Here is a 15,862-nt window from a genome sequence, read left to right as displayed (position 1 = left end):
CCGCCTACCGCCTTCGCTAAAGCTTCGGCGAGCCTCATACCACAACCCCGGCGAAGCCTTGGCGGAGACGGGTCGCGGGGACGACGGATGCGAAGAGCGGTCGTACATCATGACCGGAACAGCCTCGTATACTGCGTCTCATGCCGGAGGCTGGCGAGATCGGCGCGAAACGTCGCGCTGCCGAGATCGTCGAGCGAGGCCTGCAGCGCGCGCGACGCGGTCGCGACCACCACCGGCTCCAGCGCGGCCAGGATGCGCTGGCTGTCGGTCTGCCCCAATGGTACCAGCCGCGCGCCTGCGGAAATCCAGTTCGAGACCACCGCATGCAGGAACGCATGCATCGCCGGCGCCAGGGGAATCTTGTGCGCGGCGCTGACGAGACCGACCGCGACGGGATAGATGGTGACGCCGCCGCAGGCTGAAACCAGCCCGTCGAGGCCGTCGCAGGTCCAGGCCGAGCGCGCGATGTCGATGAAGGCGCGGCCCTGGGTCGAGGTTTCGAGCTGGCGCTCGCGCGATGGCACGAAGGCCGCGGCAAGCTCCGCGATCTCGCGCAGCGCGGCTTTGTCGTTTGCAGTCGCCGCCCGGTGCGCCTGCGCCAGAAACACGCCGTCGCAAAAGCCCGAGCCGTCGGCCAGCATCGCCGTCAGCCACTCGCGCAACGAGGCGGCATCGGTGATGTCGCCGGCCTCCACCGCCCATTCGATGCCGCTGGAATAGGAGAACGCGCCGACGGGAAAGGCCGGCGACAGCCACGTCATCAGCCGGTACAGCGCCGCTCCCTCGTCTGCTGTCATCCCGTCAGCCGGGACGGGCTCACTTGTGGTCATGAGCATGGGAATGATCGTGGTGGTGGTGATCGTGGTCGCAATGCTCATCATGATGATGGTGGTGGTCGTGATCGTGTGAGTGACCGTGCGAGGAATGGTCGTGGCCGGCATGCCCATGCGCGGCTTCCGGCGCAAGCGCGTGGCCCGCATAGGCGCCGCCTTCGGGATCGAACGGCGCCTCGATCTCGATGATGCGCGCGCCCAAGCCCTTCACCATCGCCTCGATCACATGATCCCGGCGAATGCGAAGGCCCTTCGGCATGATCTGGGTCGGCAGATGGCGGTTGCCGAGATGCCAGGCGACGCGAACCAGATGCAGCGGATCGGCGCCGCGGATCTCGATCAGCGGCTCGGGGGCGGCGACCACCTCGATCAGGCGACCGTCTTCCAGCACCAGCGCGTCACCGCCGCGAAGCGCGATCGCGTGTTCCAGGTCGAGCAGGAATTCGAGCCCGCGGGTGCCCGTCATCGCCATCCGCCGCCGGTGCCGATCGTCGAAATCGAGCACCACGGTATCGGCGGCGGCTTCCGTCCAGCGATGCTGGCCCTGAACGCGTGTTGCCCTAATCATTGGAGTCAGAACTTCTCCACCTTGCCGTCGCTGATGATCTCGATCACCGTCGGCGCCGTCTTCATCTGCGACGAATATTCCCGCCACACCTTCATATGCGGCGCACGGCCATGCGCGTTGAGGTCGTCGCGGGTCTCCCAGCGCTCCACCACCACATAAAGATTGGGATCGTTGACGCTGACATTGCCGTCATAGGAAATGCAGCCCTTCTCCTTTAGCGTCTCGGCGGTGCAGGCCTTGTGCCCCTTGATGAAGTCGTCCTTGTTTTCCGGCTTCATCGGCGTGGTGGCGATGACGTAGATCATGGATTTCTCTCCCTCGTTTTTCTTGATTAGCGGGTTTCGACTTTTTCGGGGGTGATGTACTCGATCTTCGGCGGCGCGCTCATGCATTTGACCGCGACGCGGCCGAAGGTTTTCATGTGCTCGGCGGTCCGGTGCGGCCCCAGCGCCTCCATGTTCTCCCACTGCTCCACGAACACCATCTTGGAATGGTCGGTGACGCTTTCATGCAGATCATAGGCGATGTTGCCCGGCTCCTTGCGGGTTTCCATGATGCAGGCGGTGGCCGCCGCAATGAAATCGGCGCGTGTTTCAGGCTTGATGGTCAGCGTGGCAACGACGTAAATCACGTGAATTCTCCCGGACTTTTTGTTCTGGCTTTGATCGCCCGGGCGAAAGCCTAGTACATGAAATAGCGCTGCGCCATGGGCAGTACCTCGGCCGGCGCGCAGGTCAGAAGCTCGCCGTCTGCGCGTACCTCATAGGTCTCGGAATCGACCTCGATCTTGGGGGTGGCGCCGTTGTGGATCATGCTCTTCTTGGAGATACCATCCCGGGTATTCTTGACCGGATAGAGTTTTTTGGCGATGCCGAGCTTGCGCGCAAGCCCGCTTGTAATTGCTGCCTTGGACGTGAACACGACGGATGAGGCGGTCAGCGCCTTGCCGTAGGCCGCGAACATCGGCCGGTAATGCACGGGCTGCGGCGTTGGAATCGACGCATTGGGATCGCCCATCGGAGCTGCCACGATCGAGCCGCCCTTGATGATGCAATCCGGCTTGACGCCGAAGAACGCCGGCGACCACAGCACCAGATCCGCCATCTTGCCCTTCTCCACCGAGCCGATCACCTTCGACACGCCATGGGCGATCGCGGGATTGATGGTGTATTTGGCGATGTAGCGCTTGACGCGGAAATTATCGTTGTTGCCCTTGTCCTCGGGCAGCGAGCCGCGCTGCTTCTTCATCTTGTCGGCGGTCTGCCAGGTGCGGATGATGACTTCACCGAGCCGGCCCATGGCCTGCGAGTCCGACGACATCATCGAGAGCGCGCCGAGATCGTGCAGAATGTCTTCGGCCGCGATGGTTTCTTTCCGGATGCGGCTTTCGGCGAACGCGAGATCTTCCGCGATCGACGGGTCGAGATGGTGGCACACCATCAGCATGTCGAGATGCTCGTCGATGGTGTTGCGCGTGAACGGCCGCGTCGGATTGGTCGAGGATGGCAGCACGTTCTTCAGGCCGGCAATTTTTATGATGTCCGGCGCGTGGCCGCCGCCGGCGCCTTCGGTGTGGAAGGCGTGGATGGTGCGGCCCTTGAAGGCCTTCACCGTGTCTTCGACAAAGCCGGACTCGTTCAGCGTGTCGGAATGCAGCATCACCTGGACGTCGTAATCGTCGGCCACCGACAGGCAGTTGTCGATCGCGGCAGGCGTGGTGCCCCAATCCTCGTGCAGCTTGAGCGCACAGGCGCCGCCCTTGATCATCTCCACCAGCGCCGCCGGGCGCGCCGCGTTGCCCTTGCCGGATATGCCGAGATTGACCGGGAAGGCGTCGAACGACTGGATCATCCGCCCCATGTGCCACGGGCCGGGCGTGCAGGTGGTGGCAAAGGTGCCGTGCGACGGGCCGGTGCCGCCGCCCAGCATCGAGGTGACGCCGCTCATCAGCGCATGTTCGATCTGCTGCGGGCAGATGAAATGGATGTGGCTGTCAAAACCGCCTGCGGTGAGGATCTTGCCTTCGCCCGCGATGATGTCGGTGCCGGGCCCGATCACGATGGTGACCCCCGGTTGGATGTCGGGATTGCCGGCCTTGCCGATTGCCGCGATCATGCCCTCCTTGATCGCGACGTCGGCTTTGACGATGCCCCAGTGATCGACGATCAGCGCGTTGGTGATCACGGTATCCGCCGCGCCCTGCCGGTTGGTGACCTGCGACTGGCCCATGCCGTCACGGATCACCTTGCCGCCGCCGAACTTCACCTCCTCGCCGTAGACGGTGAAATCCTTTTCCACCTCGATGATGAGATCGGTATCGGCCAGCCGCACCCGGTCACCGGTGGTGGGCCCGAACATGTCGGCATAGACGGAACGTCGCATCTTGATCGACATGAAGAACTCCTGGTCAGTGGGAAGCCGGCAGCAAGCCGTGTGCTTCGAACAATTTTTGCAGCTTCAGTTGGGCAAGTTTGTATCCGATATCATGACGGCGCTTGATGCCTGCGGCAGAAAAATCGCGGAAGGATCCGGACTCTTCGGACGAAAGCGGCAAGCCGGCTTCCGCCATGAGTGCGGGGTCCGTCAGATCGATGTCGGTGATCTCGTCGAGCACCTTGAAGCGTCCCGCATCAAGAACCCGGTCCTTGAGCTTGTGATCGAGCTGTCCTTCGGGGACCGCGGCCGCCAGATCGTCGATAATCCGCAGCAGCATGTTTATGGTGCGCGCGTTCACGCCATCCTGCCGAAGCCGATTGCCGTAGCGCAGCTCGGCCAGCCGATCATTGACCTCGATCATGTTTGTCGGCGCCGCGCGGTTCTTCCGAAACAGATTCATCACGATCAGGATACGATCGACGTCGGCCGATCCGGAAAACGCATGGATGGCGTCGCCGAGCGGCGTGTTATCGACAACACCGCCGTCCCAGAAACTCGCATCGTTGACCGCGGTTGCTGGAAATCCCGGCGGCAGACTGCCGCTCGCCAGTACATGGCTCGGACCGATCTCGGTCTTTGCTTCCGTCTTGTGTGGATGATTGCGGAAGCGGATCAGTTCGCCGGAGGATAAATTGACCGCGGTGACTACAAAGGCGGTCGGACTGCTGTTCAGCGAATCGAAATCCACGTGCTTCTTCAGCGTTCCGAGCATCGGATTGGTGTCGTAGAAGTTGGTCCAGTTGAAGAAATTCCAGATATCCCGGCGAGGTGAATAAAAGCCGGGTACACCGAACAATGCCAGATTGCGGCCTGCGGCAGCCCACCAATGTTTTGGTGTCTCCAGCGCCAGCTCCGACCACAGCGAACGCAGGCGCTTGCGCGCGTCGGCCCGGTCTTTGGCGCCGACCACGCAAGCCGCATTGATCGCACCAATCGATACTCCGGTTACCGCTACCAACCGCAAGGTCCTGCCTCGAACTTCGATGGCATCCATCAATTCGAGTAGCGCTATCATCGCGCCGAACTCGTAAGCTCCGAGCGCGCCGCCGCCCTGGAGTACGACTCCAATTTCGACCGTGTCCTTTGCAACCTGTCCCATGGCAGCCTTGCTTAGAGCTTCCCCTGCACTTCGCCACGAAAGCCATAAACAACACGCTTGCCGGCGAGCGCGACGAGTTGCACGTCGCGGGTCTGGCCGGGCTCGAAACGGACCGCGGTACCGGCTGCGATGTCGAGGCGCATGCCACGGGCTTTCTTGCGGTCGAATTTCAGCGCCGGGTTGGTCTCTAAGAAATGGTAGTGCGAGCCGACCTGGATCGGACGGTCACCGGTATTGGCGACCGTCAGCGTCACGGTCTTGCGGCCGGCATTGAGTTCGATTTCGCCGTCCTGGATGAAGCGTTCACCGGGGATCATCTTTGGCACCTCGTAACATTTTGCTGCGTCATGGCCGGGCTTGACCCGGCCATCCACGTCTTACTTTTGCTTCAAGAAAGACGTGGATGCCCGGCACAAGGCCGGGCATGACGGATATGGAGAACGCTTGTCATCGGATCGGCTCATGCACGGTGACGAGTTTGGTGCCGTCCGGAAACGTCGCCTCGACCTGGATGTCGTGGATCATCTCGGGAATCCCGTCCATGCACTGCGCCCGCGTAATCACCTGCGCCCCGGCCTGCATCAGGTCGGCCACCGTGCGGCCGTCACGCGCGCCCTCGACGATGAAATCGGAAATGATCGCGATCGCTTCGGGGTGGTTGAGCTTGACGCCGCGCTCCAGCCTGCGGCGCGCAACCATCGCGGCCATCGAGATCAGGAGCTTGTCTTTTTCGCGGGGGGAGAGATTCATGCGGGCACTCGAGTAATTGGATCGATCTTAGTTGAGCCAGAGACGTTAGTTGAGCCAGAGTCTTGGCAGCGGCACGCCGGAGGCGCGGCCGAGCACGGTCATCATGTCGGCGCGCAGCCGCGCTGCATCTTGGGCACAGAAGCGCGCCATTGCAAATCCATTCCATGCGGAGATTCCGACCTCGCCGCCGAACGCGTCTGATGCTTCGCGGATCCGCTCCACCACGGCTTCGTCGCCGGGCACGATCAGCGCGGTGCCGATCGCGACGCCGCCTTTGGCGATGGCAGGTTGCGCGAGCTTTGCGCCGATATCGCCGTCGAGCCGGATGGTTTCGGCAAACACCAGCCGGCCACCACGGCGCAGCCGCCAGCGATCGATGAATTCGCCGTGCAGCATCCGCTCGCCCATCGCCGCGCGGCCGAACACCACGATTTCGCACAGCAAAAGTGAGGCGTCATCAGCCAGGTCGATATCGATGCGCCGTGAGATCCGCGCGCGGTCGAACAGGATGGTCTCCTGCGGCAGCCAGGAAAGGTGCGCGCCCGCCTCGGCCTTGAGCGCAATGTCGAGCGCTGCTGCCGGCCCGGGAGCGCGATAGACCTTCTCGGCCGCCGCCGTTGTCAGAGTCAGCCGCGCGCCCTCACCGGCCACAATGTCGATGTCGAAACGGTCGCCGCCGGCGATGCCGCCCGCCGTGTTGACGAACACGCCGGACAGACCGTCGTCCTCGGGTGAGGGAAACCTGACGCGGAGCGAGCCGGATTCATGCAAGACGCCGCGGCGGGTGACGCCATCCTGCAGCCGCACGTCGAACTTCACCGCGCCCCGGGCCCGGTTGTCAGCGAAAGTCGATGAAGCTGCGCCCGTCGTTTCGGTCCGCATCCGTTCCCCAAAACCGGCCGCCGCGCCTCAATCCGCTTTAAAGTTACAGCGCCATCTGGCGGCTGATCTCGGCGGGATCCATCGCACTCCGGTCGCACGCATATTTCACCGCGCCCCGGTCCATGACGGCGAAATTGTCGCCGAGCTCGCAGGCAAAGTCGAGATATTGTTCGACCAGCACGATCGCCATGGTGCCAAGGCTGCGCAGATAGGAGATGGCGCGGCCGATATCCTTGATGATCGAGGGCTGGATCCCCTCGGTCGGCTCGTCGAGCAGCAGCAGTTTCGGCCGCATCACCAGCGCCCGGCCGATCGCGAGCTGCTGCTGCTGGCCGCCGGAGAGGTCGCCGCCGCGCCGGCCGAGCATCGAGTTCAGCACCGGAAACAGCGAGAACACGTCGTCGGGAATATTGCGGTCGTCACGCTTCAGCGGGCCAAAGCCGGTCTTGAGATTTTCCTCCACCGTCAGCAGCGGAAAAATCTCGCGGCCCTGCGGCACGAAGCCGATGCCTTTTCGGGCCCGTTCATACGGCTTGAGGCCGGTGATATCGTCGCCATTCAGCGTGATCGAACCCGAGGCAATCGGGTATTGGCCGACCATGGCGCGCAGCAGCGAGGTCTTGCCGACGCCGTTGCGGCCGAGCACACAGGTTACCTTGCCGGGCTCGGCCTTGATCGAGACGCCGCGCAGCGCCTGCGCCGCGCCGTAATAGAGGCTGATATTATCGACGTTCAGCATTGGATCACCGCCCCAGATACACTTCGACCACGCGGTCATTGGTTGAAACCTGGTCGATCGATCCTTCGGCCAGCACGGTGCCTTCGTGGAGGCAAGTCACCTTGACGCCGAGTTCGCGCACGAAGGTCATGTCGTGCTCGACCACCATGATGGTCTTGTCCTTGTTGATTTCCTTGAGCAGCTCGGCGGTCTGATGGGTCTCGACGTCGGTCATGCCGGCAACGGGTTCGTCGACCAGCAGCAGTTTCGGATCCTGCGCCAGCAGCATGCCGATCTCGAGCCATTGTTTCTGGCCGTGCGACAGGCTTCCGGCGAGCTTGGTCCGCGAATCCTTCAAGCGGATGGTTTCCAGTACGCGCTCGATGCGCTCGGCGTCGGGCTTGCTGCCGCGCCAGAACAGCGTGCCCTTGACGCTGTGATCGACATTGAGCGCCAGCAGCAGATTGTCCTCGATGGTCTGGCTCTCGAACACCGTCGGCTTCTGGAATTTGCGGCCGATGCCGAGTTCGGCAATGCGGGTTTCATCGAGGCGCGTCAGGTCGGTGACACCGTCGAACAGCACCACCCCCTCGTCCGGCTTGGTCTTGCCGGTGATGATGTCCATCATCGTGGTCTTGCCGGCGCCGTTGGGGCCGATGATGGCGCGCATCTCGCCCGGCTCCAGAGTCAGCGACAGATTGTTGATGGCGTGGAAGCCGTCGAACGAGACGTGCACGCCGTCGAGATAGAGCAGCGCGGACGTCGTCCTTGTACCGATGACGTTCATGCGCTCACTCCGCCGGGTTCGGTTCGTTGACGCCGTCTTCGCGCGCCGCACTTTCGGCCATCAGCCGTTTCGCGCTCCACGGCTCATACCAGGCGTTGAAGGTGCCGATGATGCCCTTCGGCAGCAGCAGCGTCACCAGGATGAACAGCGCGCCCAGCATGAACAGCCAATACGGCGCCAGGGGACCCGAGGTGAACACGGTCTTGGCGTAATTGACCACGATGGCGCCGAGCGCAGCCCCGATCAGCGTGCCGCGGCCGCCGACCGCCACCCAGATCACCGCCTCGATCGAATTGCCCGGCGCGAACTCGCCGGGATTGATGATGCCGACCTGCGGCACATAGAGCGCACCGGCGACGCCGGCCATGCAGGCCGACAGCGTGAACACGAACAGCTTGTAGGATTCGACGCGGTAGCCCAGAAATCGCGTGCGCGACTCGGCGTCGCGGATCGCGATCAGCACCTTGCCGAGTTTCGACGTCACCACCGCGCGGCAGATCAGGAAGGCAATGATCAGCGCCAGGCAGCTCAGAATGAACAAGGCGGCGCGGGTGCCGTCGGCCTGGACGTTGAAGCCCAGAATGTCCTTGAAGTCGGTCAGGCCGTTATTGCCCCCAAAACCGAAATCGTTGCGGAAGAACGCCAGCAGCAGCGCGTAGGTCATCGCCTGCGTGATGATCGACAGATAAACGCCGGTGACGCGGGAGCGGAACGCCAGCCAGCCGAAGCAGAAGGCGAGCAGGCCCGGTACGACCAAGACCATCAGCGCCGCGAACCAGAACATGTCGAAGCCGTACCAGTACCAGGGCAGCGACGGATAGTTCAGGAACACCATGAAGTCGGGCAGGACCGGATTGCCGTAAACGCCGCGGCTGCCGATCTGTCGCATCAGGTACATGCCCATCGCGTAACCGCCGAGCGCGAAGAACGCGCCATGGCCGAGCGAGAGAATGCCGCAATAGCCCCAGATCAGATCGATCGAGAGCGCCAGAATGGCATAGCAGACATATTTGCCGAACAGCGCCACCAGATAGGTCGGCACCTGGAACATCGAACCTGATGGCAGCAGCAGGTTCGACAGCGGGATCAGCACGCCGAGACCGGCGACGATCAACAGGAAGACGGTTGCGCTGCGATCCAGCGAGCGGGTGAGGACATGCGGCGTCATGCTTCGATCGCCCGTCCCTTGAGCGCGAACAGGCCGCGCGGCCGCTTCTGGATGAACAGGATGATCAGCACCAGAATCGCGATCTTGCCGAGCACGGCGCCCGCCACCGGCTCCAGGAACTTGTTGGCGATTCCGAGCGTGAAGGCGCCGACCAGCGTGCCCCAAAGATTGCCGACGCCGCCGAACACCACCACCATGAAGCTGTCGATGATGTAGCTCTGGCCGAGGTTGGGGCTGACATTGTCGATCTGCGACAGCGCCACGCCGGCGATCCCGGCGATGCCGGAGCCGAGGCCGAAGGTAAGCGCGTCGACGCGCGAGGTGGCGATGCCCATCGACGCCGCCATCCGGCGGTTCTGCGTCACCGCGCGCATCTCGAGCCCGAGCGCCGTGTAGCGCAGCATCGCGAGCAGGATCGCGAACACCGCCAGCGTGAAGCAGAGGATCCAGAGCCGGTTATAGGTGATGGTGATCTGGCCGAGTTCGAACGCGCCGCTCATCCAGCTGGGATTGCCGACTTCGCGGTTGGTGGGGCCGAACGCGGTTCGCACCGCCTGTTGCAGCACCAGCGAGAGGCCCCAGGTCGCGAGCAGGGTTTCCAGCGGGCGGCCGTAGAGGAAGCGGATGATGCTGCGTTCGATCACCACGCCGAGTGCGCCGGCAACAAGGAAGGCCAGCGGGACCGCCATCAGCAGCGAATAATCGAACAATCCGGGATAGCGGGTGCGGATGACCTCCTGCACCACGAAGGTGGTATAGGCGCCGATCATCACCATTTCGCCATGGGCCATGTTGATGACGCCCATCACGCCGAAGGTGATCGCAAGCCCGATCGCGGCGAGCAGCAGCACCGAGCCCAGCGACAGGCCGTACCAGGCGTTCTGCACCATCGACCACAGCGCAAGATTGCTCTGGATCGCGGAGATGGCGCTGCTAGCAGCCTGCGCCACCAGCGGCGGCGCGTCGCTGCCAAGGCCCGTCAACAGCGCGAGGGCTTCCTGATCGCCGCGCGCCTTGATGATGGCGATGGACTCCAGCTTCTCGGCGTCGGTGGCATCCGCCTTGTAGAGCAGGATGGCGGCGCGGGCCTCGGCAAAAGCCGATTTCGCAGCCTTGTTGGTCTCTTTCGCCAGCGCGCCGTCGATGACCGGAAGCGCGGCCTCGTCATGGCTCTTGAACACCGATTGCGCCGCCGCGATCCGCTTGGCGGGATCGGGGGACAACAGGGTCAGGCTGCCAAGGGCGGCCTCCACGGTGCGGCGCAGGCGGTTGTTGAGGCGAACGGCGGACGCGCCGGCAGGCAGGCTGGCCACCGCAGCCCCGGTCGCGGCATCGATGATCTTGCCGTCGGCCTGCGTGACGAAAACTTTCTTGGATTCCGGATCGGCGGACAGCCGGCCATCCTGGAGGGCACTGATGATCGGAAAGGCCAGCGCGTTGCCTGACGAAGCGATCAGGCCAATCGCCTCGTCGGTGTCGGAGAATTCGTCATTGGCGAATTTGGCGACCGCGTCCTCGAACGGACCCGCCAGCGCCGGCACAGCGAAGGCAGCAATCAGGAAGACGGAAAGAACAAGCGCGCGAAGGCGGTCAAAGACATTGGCAGGCACTGTACGACCCCGGCGGAAGTAAAAGGAAGGCGGCGACATCGCCGCCTTCCGGTCTTCTCTTGGAAGTTTCTTCTTGCAGTCAGACAATCATGATCCGGTTGGATCAGATCGGGATCATGATCCTGTCGGATCACATCGGGACATAATCCTTCGGATTAGTCCGGGATCAGGAGCCCTGACCGCCGCACTTGTTGGTCTTGGTGTTGTAGTTGCCGCACTTCTTGCCAACCCAGTCGCCGATCAGGTCCTTGGAGCCGTCGAGCTCCTTCGACCATGCATCGCCGGCCACCAGGCCCGGGGTCTTCCACACCACGTCGAACTGGCCGTTGGCTTTGATTTCGCCAATGAACACCGGCTTGGTGATGTGATGGTTCGGAAGCATCTTCGAGGTGCCGCCGGTCAGGTTCTTGGCTTCGATACCGGGCAGCGCGTCGATCACCTTGTCGGCGTCGGTCGACTTCACCTTCTCGACCGCCTTGACCCACATTTCGAAACCGATGACGTGCGCTTCCATCGGATCGTTGGTCACGCGCTTCGGATTCTTGGTGTAGGCCTGCCAGGCCTTGATGAACTTCTCGTTGCCCGGATCCTTGATCGACTGGAAGTAGTTCCAGGCGGCCAGATGGCCGAGCAGCGGCTTGGTGTCGATGCCGGCGAGTTCTTCTTCACCGACCGAGAACGCGACAACCGGAATGTCGGTCGCCTTGATGCCCTGGTTGCCGAGTTCCTTGTAGAAGGGAACGTTGGCGTCGCCGTTGATGGTGGAGACAACAGCGGTCTTCTTGCCGGCCGAGCCGAACTTCTTGATGTCGGCCACGATCGTCTGCCAGTCACTGTGACCGAACGGCGTGTAGTTGATCATGATGTCTTCCTGCTTGACGCCCTTCGACTTCAAGTAGGCTTCGAGGATCTTGTTGGTGGTGCGCGGATAGACGTAGTCGGTGCCGGCCAGCACCCAGCGCTTCACCTTCTCGTCCTTCATCAGGTAGTCGACCGCGGGGATCGCCTGCTGGTTCGGCGCCGCACCGGTGTAGAACACGTTGCGCTCGCTCTCTTCACCCTCGTACTGCACGGGGTAGAACAGGATCGAGTTCAGTTCCTTGAACACCGGGAGCACGGATTTGCGCGACACCGAGGTCCAGCAGCCGAATACGACGGAGACCTTGTTCTTGGTGATCAGCTCGCGGGCCTTTTCCGCAAACAGCGGCCAGTTCGACGCCGGATCGACCACGACCGCCTCGAGCTTCTTGCCGAGTATGCCGCCCTTCTTGTTCTGCTCGTCGATCAGAAAGAGGACGGTATCCTTCAGCGTGGTTTCGCTGATGGCCATGGTGCCGGAAAGTGAATGCAGCACGCCGACCTTAATGGTGTCGTCGGCCGCTTTGGCATTGGTGAACGCAGCGAGGCCCAAAACCAGACCAGCGGTCGCCGCCAGCCAGCGGCGGCGGCTCAGCGTCGCTATATCGTGGGTAAGTTGTGCAAGCATGAAATGTCATCTCCCTGACGCAGGCGTGAAACGCTGCGAAACGGCCCCAACGGCCGCCTGCGTTAACGGAATCGCAAGAACCATGCCACGGTCTGAGCACAGGGTAAGTCTATAGAACTGCAGTAGAATCTTCCGGTTGCGGAGAAAACGGCAAGAAATCTGCCTATTTTTTGGACCCAATAAATGTATTCTTTTGCGGCAAACAGTCTATATTTTAGGCAAAATAGGCCATTTGTCTAATTTTACGGCACGAAAATTTGGCGATGCAGGGGCCAACGAGTGTGCGCCTGGCCCGGTGGGACGAGCGAATTTCCGGCTGTTTCTTAACCGCGCCAAGCATATCCGGCGATTTACCTTGAAAGCGCCGCGTTCATGTTCCATATGAGCCCCGTGACCTAGAGAATCATCAGGTCCTTGCGAGCCGCGTGTTCTGATCCCGTTCAACGGTTTCTGGCTTGCCCCTTCAGCCTAGCAAAACCGACGCCCCAAACACGCGGGTGTCTCAGACACCCCCTCGCGCGCTCCTGGCTGTATCGGCCGGGCGTCTGCCTTTTTAATGGAAAGAACCCTCTTTTGACCTCCTTTCAGGATTTCGGCCTTGCCGATCCCATTTCGCGTGCCCTCAAGGAAGAAAATTACCTCACCCCCACACCCATCCAGGCCCAGACCGTCCCCCTCGCAATGACCGGCCGTGACGTCGTCGGCATCGCCCAGACCGGCACCGGCAAGACCGCGGCCTTTGCGCTGCCGATCCTGCACCGCATTCTGGAGAACCGCGTCCGGGTGCAGCCCAAGAGCTGCCGCGTGCTGGTGCTCTCGCCGACCCGCGAATTGTCGGGACAGATCCTCGACAGCTTCAACGCCTATGGCCGCCACATCCGCCTGACCTCGACGCTGGCGATCGGCGGCGTGCCGATGGGCCGTCAGGTCCGCTCCCTCATGCAGGGCGTCGAAGTCCTGGTCGCCACCCCCGGCCGCCTGCTCGATCTCGTGCAGAGCAACGGCCTCAAGCTGGGCCAGGTCGAGTTCCTGGTGCTCGACGAAGCCGACCGCATGCTCGACATGGGCTTCATCAACGACATCCGCAAAATCGTCGGCAAACTGCCGATCAAGCGGCAGACGCTGTTCTTCTCGGCCACCATGCCCAAGGACATCGCCGAGCTCGCCGAAGCGATGCTGCGCGATCCCGCCCGCGTGGCGGTGACGCCGGTGGCCTCCACCGTGGAACGCATCACCCAGCGCATCATCCAGGTCGATTTCGCCGCCAAAGCGGGGATCCTGGCCCAGCTCCTGAAGCAGGAGCCGGTCGACCGCGCGCTGATCTTCACCCGCACCAAGCATGGCGCCGACAAGGTGGTAAAGGGCCTCGCCAAGGTCGGCATCCGGGCCGACGCCATCCACGGCAACAAGTCGCAGAACAACCGCGAGCGGGCGCTGGCAGCGTTCCGCTCCGGCGAGATCCGCACCCTGGTCGCCACCGACATTGCCGCCCGCGGCATCGACGTCGACGGCATCAGCCATGTGTTCAATTTCGACCTGCCCAACGTGCCGGAAACCTATGTCCACCGCATCGGCCGCACCGCGCGCGCCGGCGCCGAAGGCGTTGCGATCTCGCTGATCGCAGGCGCCGAGGAAATGGGTTATCTGCGCGACATCGAGCGGCTGATCCGCGTGGCGCTGCCCCGCGAAGACCGCCGCACGCCCGGCACGCGCGATACCGCGCCTGCGCCGTCCCAGAAGCCGTCCCAGAACCGGGGCGCACGCTCCGCACCACGTGGCCACGCCGCCAACGGCCATAGCCATGGCGGCCGTTCCCATGAGCAATCGCCGGGCTCAAAAGGCCCTCGCCGTCCCCGCCGCGGAGGTGGTAATAATGCCGCGTCGCAGCCGACCCGGCATGAGTCGCCGCGTCCGGCGCAGGGTGGCAACAGCGAAGGCATTCAAGGCGTCGCCTTCTTGCATCGCGAGAGCCGCCCGAATACCCAACCCAACCGTACCCATCGGCCGCAGCGCTAGCCTCGATCGATCTGGAGACAAATATGGCTAAAGAAGAGCTGATCCAGTTCGAAGGACTGGTGACCGAAATCCTCCCCGACGCGCGCTACCGCGTGCAGCTCGACGCAGGACACGAAATTGTTGCCTACACCGCCGGTAAAATGAAGAAGAACCGGATCAAGACGCTGGCAGGCGATCGGGTCACGATCGAAATGTCGCCCTATGATCTGGAGAAGGGCCGGCTGATTTTCCGTCACAAGGATGAGCGTCCCTCGACCGGTGCCCCGCGTGGTGCACCGCCGCGTGGCGGCCAGTTCCGCCGCCGGTAACGGGCTTCCCACGACCGATTGCCATCGTGCCCGACAGCTGATGTCGGTGCGCGATGGACCGGGCATGCCCTGTTCAAAAAATCGTGCACCTCAGGATTGTTTTGGACCCCTTGATCGAATAATATTGAGCATCGATTTTCGGCCGGACGACATTAGCTATCCACCGGTACAGCCGGTTTAGACGCTGACGACCCTTCCAAAAATTCGATCTCACCAGCCCATCGAGAGGTGGGCTACGACTAGTATATCTGAGAAGGGACTACCCCCGTGAGCATGGGAACCGTGAAGTGGTTTAACGCAACCAAGGGCTATGGCTTCATCCAGCCGGATGACGGCGGCAATGACGTGTTCGTGCACATCAGCGCTGTCGAACGTGCCGGTCTTGGTACGCTGCGTGAAGGCCAGAAGATCAGCTACGAAATCGTGGCCGATCGTCGCTCTGGCAAATCTTCGGCCGACAATCTGCGCGCCGCTGGATGAGTGATTTTTCAGGACGCCCGGCGCGCCCTTGAAAATTGCTTCGAAATAACGAAAGGCCGCGCCCATGGCGCGGCCTTTTTTTATGCGTGGCAGAGGCGCTACCCTTGCGCCGCGCGACCTAAGTAGTGGGACAGCTACCAGTGGCGCCAACCGCAGGCGGCGGATTGAAAACGCACAGTGACTGACGCGGACGGGTATAGGTGACGTCGCTCAAATTTTTCCCGGCCTTCGGCATCAGATAGCCGATGATCGGTTTATGCTGGTACGTGACCTCGCTATAGATCAGATACGAGCCGGCGACCTTGAGTGCGGCAGGTACAGTCACGGTACCCGCCGGCGGCGTTGATCCCGACGTAGCGGTCCAGATCTGACGCACGACAAGATCCTTGTCGATGTAGAGCTCCACGATCCTGGCATTCACCTCCGAGGACGGATACGGCGTCATGATGCCGGTGCTGGCATTGAATATGTTACTCAATTGACCAGTCGTCACCGAGACGTTCTGCGACGTCAGATCGGACAGCGTTCGCGCCATCAACGTCACCTTGCGGTCGACCGCGACGGCCGTCGAGTACTCGACCGTACCGAAGAACAACACCAGCATCACCGGCACGACCATGGCGAATTCGACCGCCGCGATACCCCTTGTGTCACCGGGCAGAGCGCGCGCCGAACGCCGCATGCGAAGCCAAACTCTGGTCATCAGACTCATCGCCCTGCC

18 protein-coding genes are annotated in these 15,862 nt (G+C 62.5%); 3 read left to right on the top strand and 15 right to left on the bottom strand.

The features are described from left to right. Window positions 1-107: 107 nt before the first annotated feature. The 14 genes from JQ611_RS19370 to urtA all read right to left on the bottom strand — a co-directional run bounded on the left by JQ611_RS19370 (window position 108) and on the right by urtA (window position 12,337). Window positions 108-836, bottom strand: coding sequence for an urease accessory protein UreF (locus JQ611_RS19370; RefSeq protein ID WP_212267282.1), 729 nt, complete (start codon window positions 834-836; stop codon window positions 108-110). After that, window positions 817-1,401 carry an urease accessory protein UreE gene (locus tag JQ611_RS19365; protein ID WP_212267085.1) on the bottom strand — a complete coding sequence of 195 codons (585 nt, stop codon included), beginning with the start codon at window positions 1,399-1,401 and terminating at the stop codon, window positions 817-819. The genes JQ611_RS19370 and JQ611_RS19365 overlap by 20 nt, the downstream gene beginning before the upstream one ends. A 5-nt stretch (window positions 1,402-1,406) precedes the next feature. Beyond that, the gene (locus JQ611_RS19360; protein ID WP_212267081.1) at window positions 1,407-1,706 is read right to left on the bottom strand and encodes a putative quinol monooxygenase; all 300 of its coding nucleotides are present in this window, start codon (window positions 1,704-1,706) and stop codon (window positions 1,407-1,409) included. Between the two features lie 26 nt (window positions 1,707-1,732). After that, window positions 1,733-2,032: a putative quinol monooxygenase gene (locus JQ611_RS19355; protein ID WP_192737171.1), complete on the bottom strand. Its 300-nt coding sequence runs from the start codon at window positions 2,030-2,032 to the stop codon at window positions 1,733-1,735. Between the two features lie 50 nt (window positions 2,033-2,082). Then, on the bottom strand, window positions 2,083-3,795 hold the full coding sequence (gene ureC, locus JQ611_RS19350) for an urease subunit alpha (RefSeq protein ID WP_212466290.1): 1,713 nt from the start codon (window positions 3,793-3,795) through the stop codon (window positions 2,083-2,085). Window positions 3,796-3,808: 13 nt separating this feature from the next. After that, window positions 3,809-4,936, bottom strand: a complete 1,128-nt coding sequence (locus JQ611_RS19345; protein ID WP_212466289.1) for a patatin-like phospholipase family protein — start codon at window positions 4,934-4,936, stop codon at window positions 3,809-3,811. An 11-nt stretch (window positions 4,937-4,947) separates the two neighbouring features. After that, complete coding sequence (locus tag JQ611_RS19340; protein WP_212466288.1) at window positions 4,948-5,253, bottom strand: urease subunit beta; 306 nt, start codon at window positions 5,251-5,253, stop codon at window positions 4,948-4,950. Window positions 5,254-5,383: 130 nt separating this feature from the next. After that, window positions 5,384-5,686, bottom strand: a complete 303-nt coding sequence (locus tag JQ611_RS19335; protein WP_192737167.1) for an urease subunit gamma — start codon at window positions 5,684-5,686, stop codon at window positions 5,384-5,386. Between the two features lie 45 nt (window positions 5,687-5,731). Beyond that, window positions 5,732-6,568 (bottom strand): urease accessory protein UreD, encoded by an 837-nt coding sequence (locus JQ611_RS19330; protein ID WP_212390159.1) that lies wholly within the window; start codon window positions 6,566-6,568, stop codon window positions 5,732-5,734. Window positions 6,569-6,611: 43 nt separating this feature from the next. After that, a complete protein-coding gene (gene urtE / locus JQ611_RS19325) occupies window positions 6,612-7,307 on the bottom strand; it encodes an urea ABC transporter ATP-binding subunit UrtE (RefSeq protein WP_192737165.1) in 696 nt (231 codons plus the stop codon). Window positions 7,308-7,311: 4 nt separating this feature from the next. Next, the gene (urtD, locus tag JQ611_RS19320) at window positions 7,312-8,073 is read right to left on the bottom strand and encodes an urea ABC transporter ATP-binding protein UrtD (protein WP_192737164.1); all 762 of its coding nucleotides are present in this window, start codon (window positions 8,071-8,073) and stop codon (window positions 7,312-7,314) included. A gap of 4 nt (window positions 8,074-8,077) precedes the next feature. Next, entirely contained in the window at window positions 8,078-9,241 is a 1,164-nt protein-coding gene (gene urtC, locus JQ611_RS19315; protein ID WP_212267069.1) for an urea ABC transporter permease subunit UrtC, read from the bottom strand. Further along, window positions 9,238-10,851, bottom strand: a complete 1,614-nt coding sequence (gene urtB, locus JQ611_RS19310; protein ID WP_212466287.1) for an urea ABC transporter permease subunit UrtB — start codon at window positions 10,849-10,851, stop codon at window positions 9,238-9,240. Before urtB ends, urtC begins: the two co-directional genes overlap by 4 nt. A gap of 166 nt (window positions 10,852-11,017) precedes the next feature. Next, the gene (gene urtA, locus JQ611_RS19305; RefSeq protein ID WP_212267066.1) at window positions 11,018-12,337 is read right to left on the bottom strand and encodes an urea ABC transporter substrate-binding protein; all 1,320 of its coding nucleotides are present in this window, start codon (window positions 12,335-12,337) and stop codon (window positions 11,018-11,020) included. Window positions 12,338-12,910: 573 nt separating this feature from the next. Between urtA and JQ611_RS19300 the strand changes: the two genes are divergently transcribed. The 3 genes from JQ611_RS19300 (at window position 12,911) to JQ611_RS19290 (ending at window position 15,141) form a co-directional block, all read left to right on the top strand. Beyond that, entirely contained in the window at window positions 12,911-14,353 is a 1,443-nt protein-coding gene (locus JQ611_RS19300) for a DEAD/DEAH box helicase (RefSeq protein WP_212267063.1), read from the top strand. A gap of 23 nt (window positions 14,354-14,376) precedes the next feature. Continuing rightward, window positions 14,377-14,661 (top strand): translation initiation factor IF-1, encoded by a 285-nt coding sequence (infA, locus tag JQ611_RS19295; RefSeq protein WP_025588295.1) that lies wholly within the window; start codon window positions 14,377-14,379, stop codon window positions 14,659-14,661. 267 nt (window positions 14,662-14,928) lie between these two features. Continuing rightward, window positions 14,929-15,141 carry a cold-shock protein gene (locus tag JQ611_RS19290; protein ID WP_002714433.1) on the top strand — a complete coding sequence of 71 codons (213 nt, stop codon included), beginning with the start codon at window positions 14,929-14,931 and terminating at the stop codon, window positions 15,139-15,141. Between the two features lie 118 nt (window positions 15,142-15,259). On the opposite strand, the gene JQ611_RS19285 is transcribed toward JQ611_RS19290, so the two are convergent. Then, the gene (locus JQ611_RS19285; RefSeq protein ID WP_249133292.1) at window positions 15,260-15,844 is read right to left on the bottom strand and encodes a TadE/TadG family type IV pilus assembly protein; all 585 of its coding nucleotides are present in this window, start codon (window positions 15,842-15,844) and stop codon (window positions 15,260-15,262) included. Between the last annotated feature and the right edge of the window lie 18 nt (window positions 15,845-15,862).

The organism is Bradyrhizobium sp. AUGA SZCCT0182 (assembly GCF_018130185.1).
In the GTDB taxonomy this organism is placed as follows: domain Bacteria; phylum Pseudomonadota; class Alphaproteobacteria; order Rhizobiales; family Xanthobacteraceae; genus Bradyrhizobium.
The sequence above is the reverse complement of the archived record's forward strand: the minus strand, read 5'-3'. Positions and strand labels throughout refer to the sequence as shown.

Coding starts and splice junctions, on each gene's coding strand:
- JQ611_RS19285 (WP_249133292.1), bottom strand. CDS start 15,844: ATGACCAGAGTTTGGCTTCGCATGCGGCGTTCGGCGCGCGCTCTGCCC.
- JQ611_RS19335 (WP_192737167.1), bottom strand. CDS start 5,686: ATGAATCTCTCCCCCCGCGAAAAAGACAAGCTCCTGATCTCGATGGCC.
- urtE (WP_192737165.1), bottom strand. CDS start 7,307: ATGCTGAACGTCGATAATATCAGCCTCTATTACGGCGCGGCGCAGGCG.
- ureC (WP_212466290.1), bottom strand. CDS start 3,795: ATGTCGATCAAGATGCGACGTTCCGTCTATGCCGACATGTTCGGGCCC.
- JQ611_RS19340 (WP_212466288.1), bottom strand. CDS start 5,253: ATGATCCCCGGTGAACGCTTCATCCAGGACGGCGAAATCGAACTCAAT.
- JQ611_RS19365 (WP_212267085.1), bottom strand. CDS start 1,401: ATGATTAGGGCAACACGCGTTCAGGGCCAGCATCGCTGGACGGAAGCC.
- JQ611_RS19370 (WP_212267282.1), bottom strand. CDS start 836: ATGCTCATGACCACAAGTGAGCCCGTCCCGGCTGACGGGATGACAGCA.
- urtA (WP_212267066.1), bottom strand. CDS start 12,337: ATGCTTGCACAACTTACCCACGATATAGCGACGCTGAGCCGCCGCCGC.
- urtD (WP_192737164.1), bottom strand. CDS start 8,073: ATGAACGTCATCGGTACAAGGACGACGTCCGCGCTGCTCTATCTCGAC.
- urtC (WP_212267069.1), bottom strand. CDS start 9,241: ATGACGCCGCATGTCCTCACCCGCTCGCTGGATCGCAGCGCAACCGTC.
- infA (WP_025588295.1), top strand. CDS start 14,377: ATGGCTAAAGAAGAGCTGATCCAGTTCGAAGGACTGGTGACCGAAATC.
- JQ611_RS19345 (WP_212466289.1), bottom strand. CDS start 4,936: ATGGGACAGGTTGCAAAGGACACGGTCGAAATTGGAGTCGTACTCCAG.
- JQ611_RS19360 (WP_212267081.1), bottom strand. CDS start 1,706: ATGATCTACGTCATCGCCACCACGCCGATGAAGCCGGAAAACAAGGAC.
- JQ611_RS19330 (WP_212390159.1), bottom strand. CDS start 6,568: ATGCGGACCGAAACGACGGGCGCAGCTTCATCGACTTTCGCTGACAAC.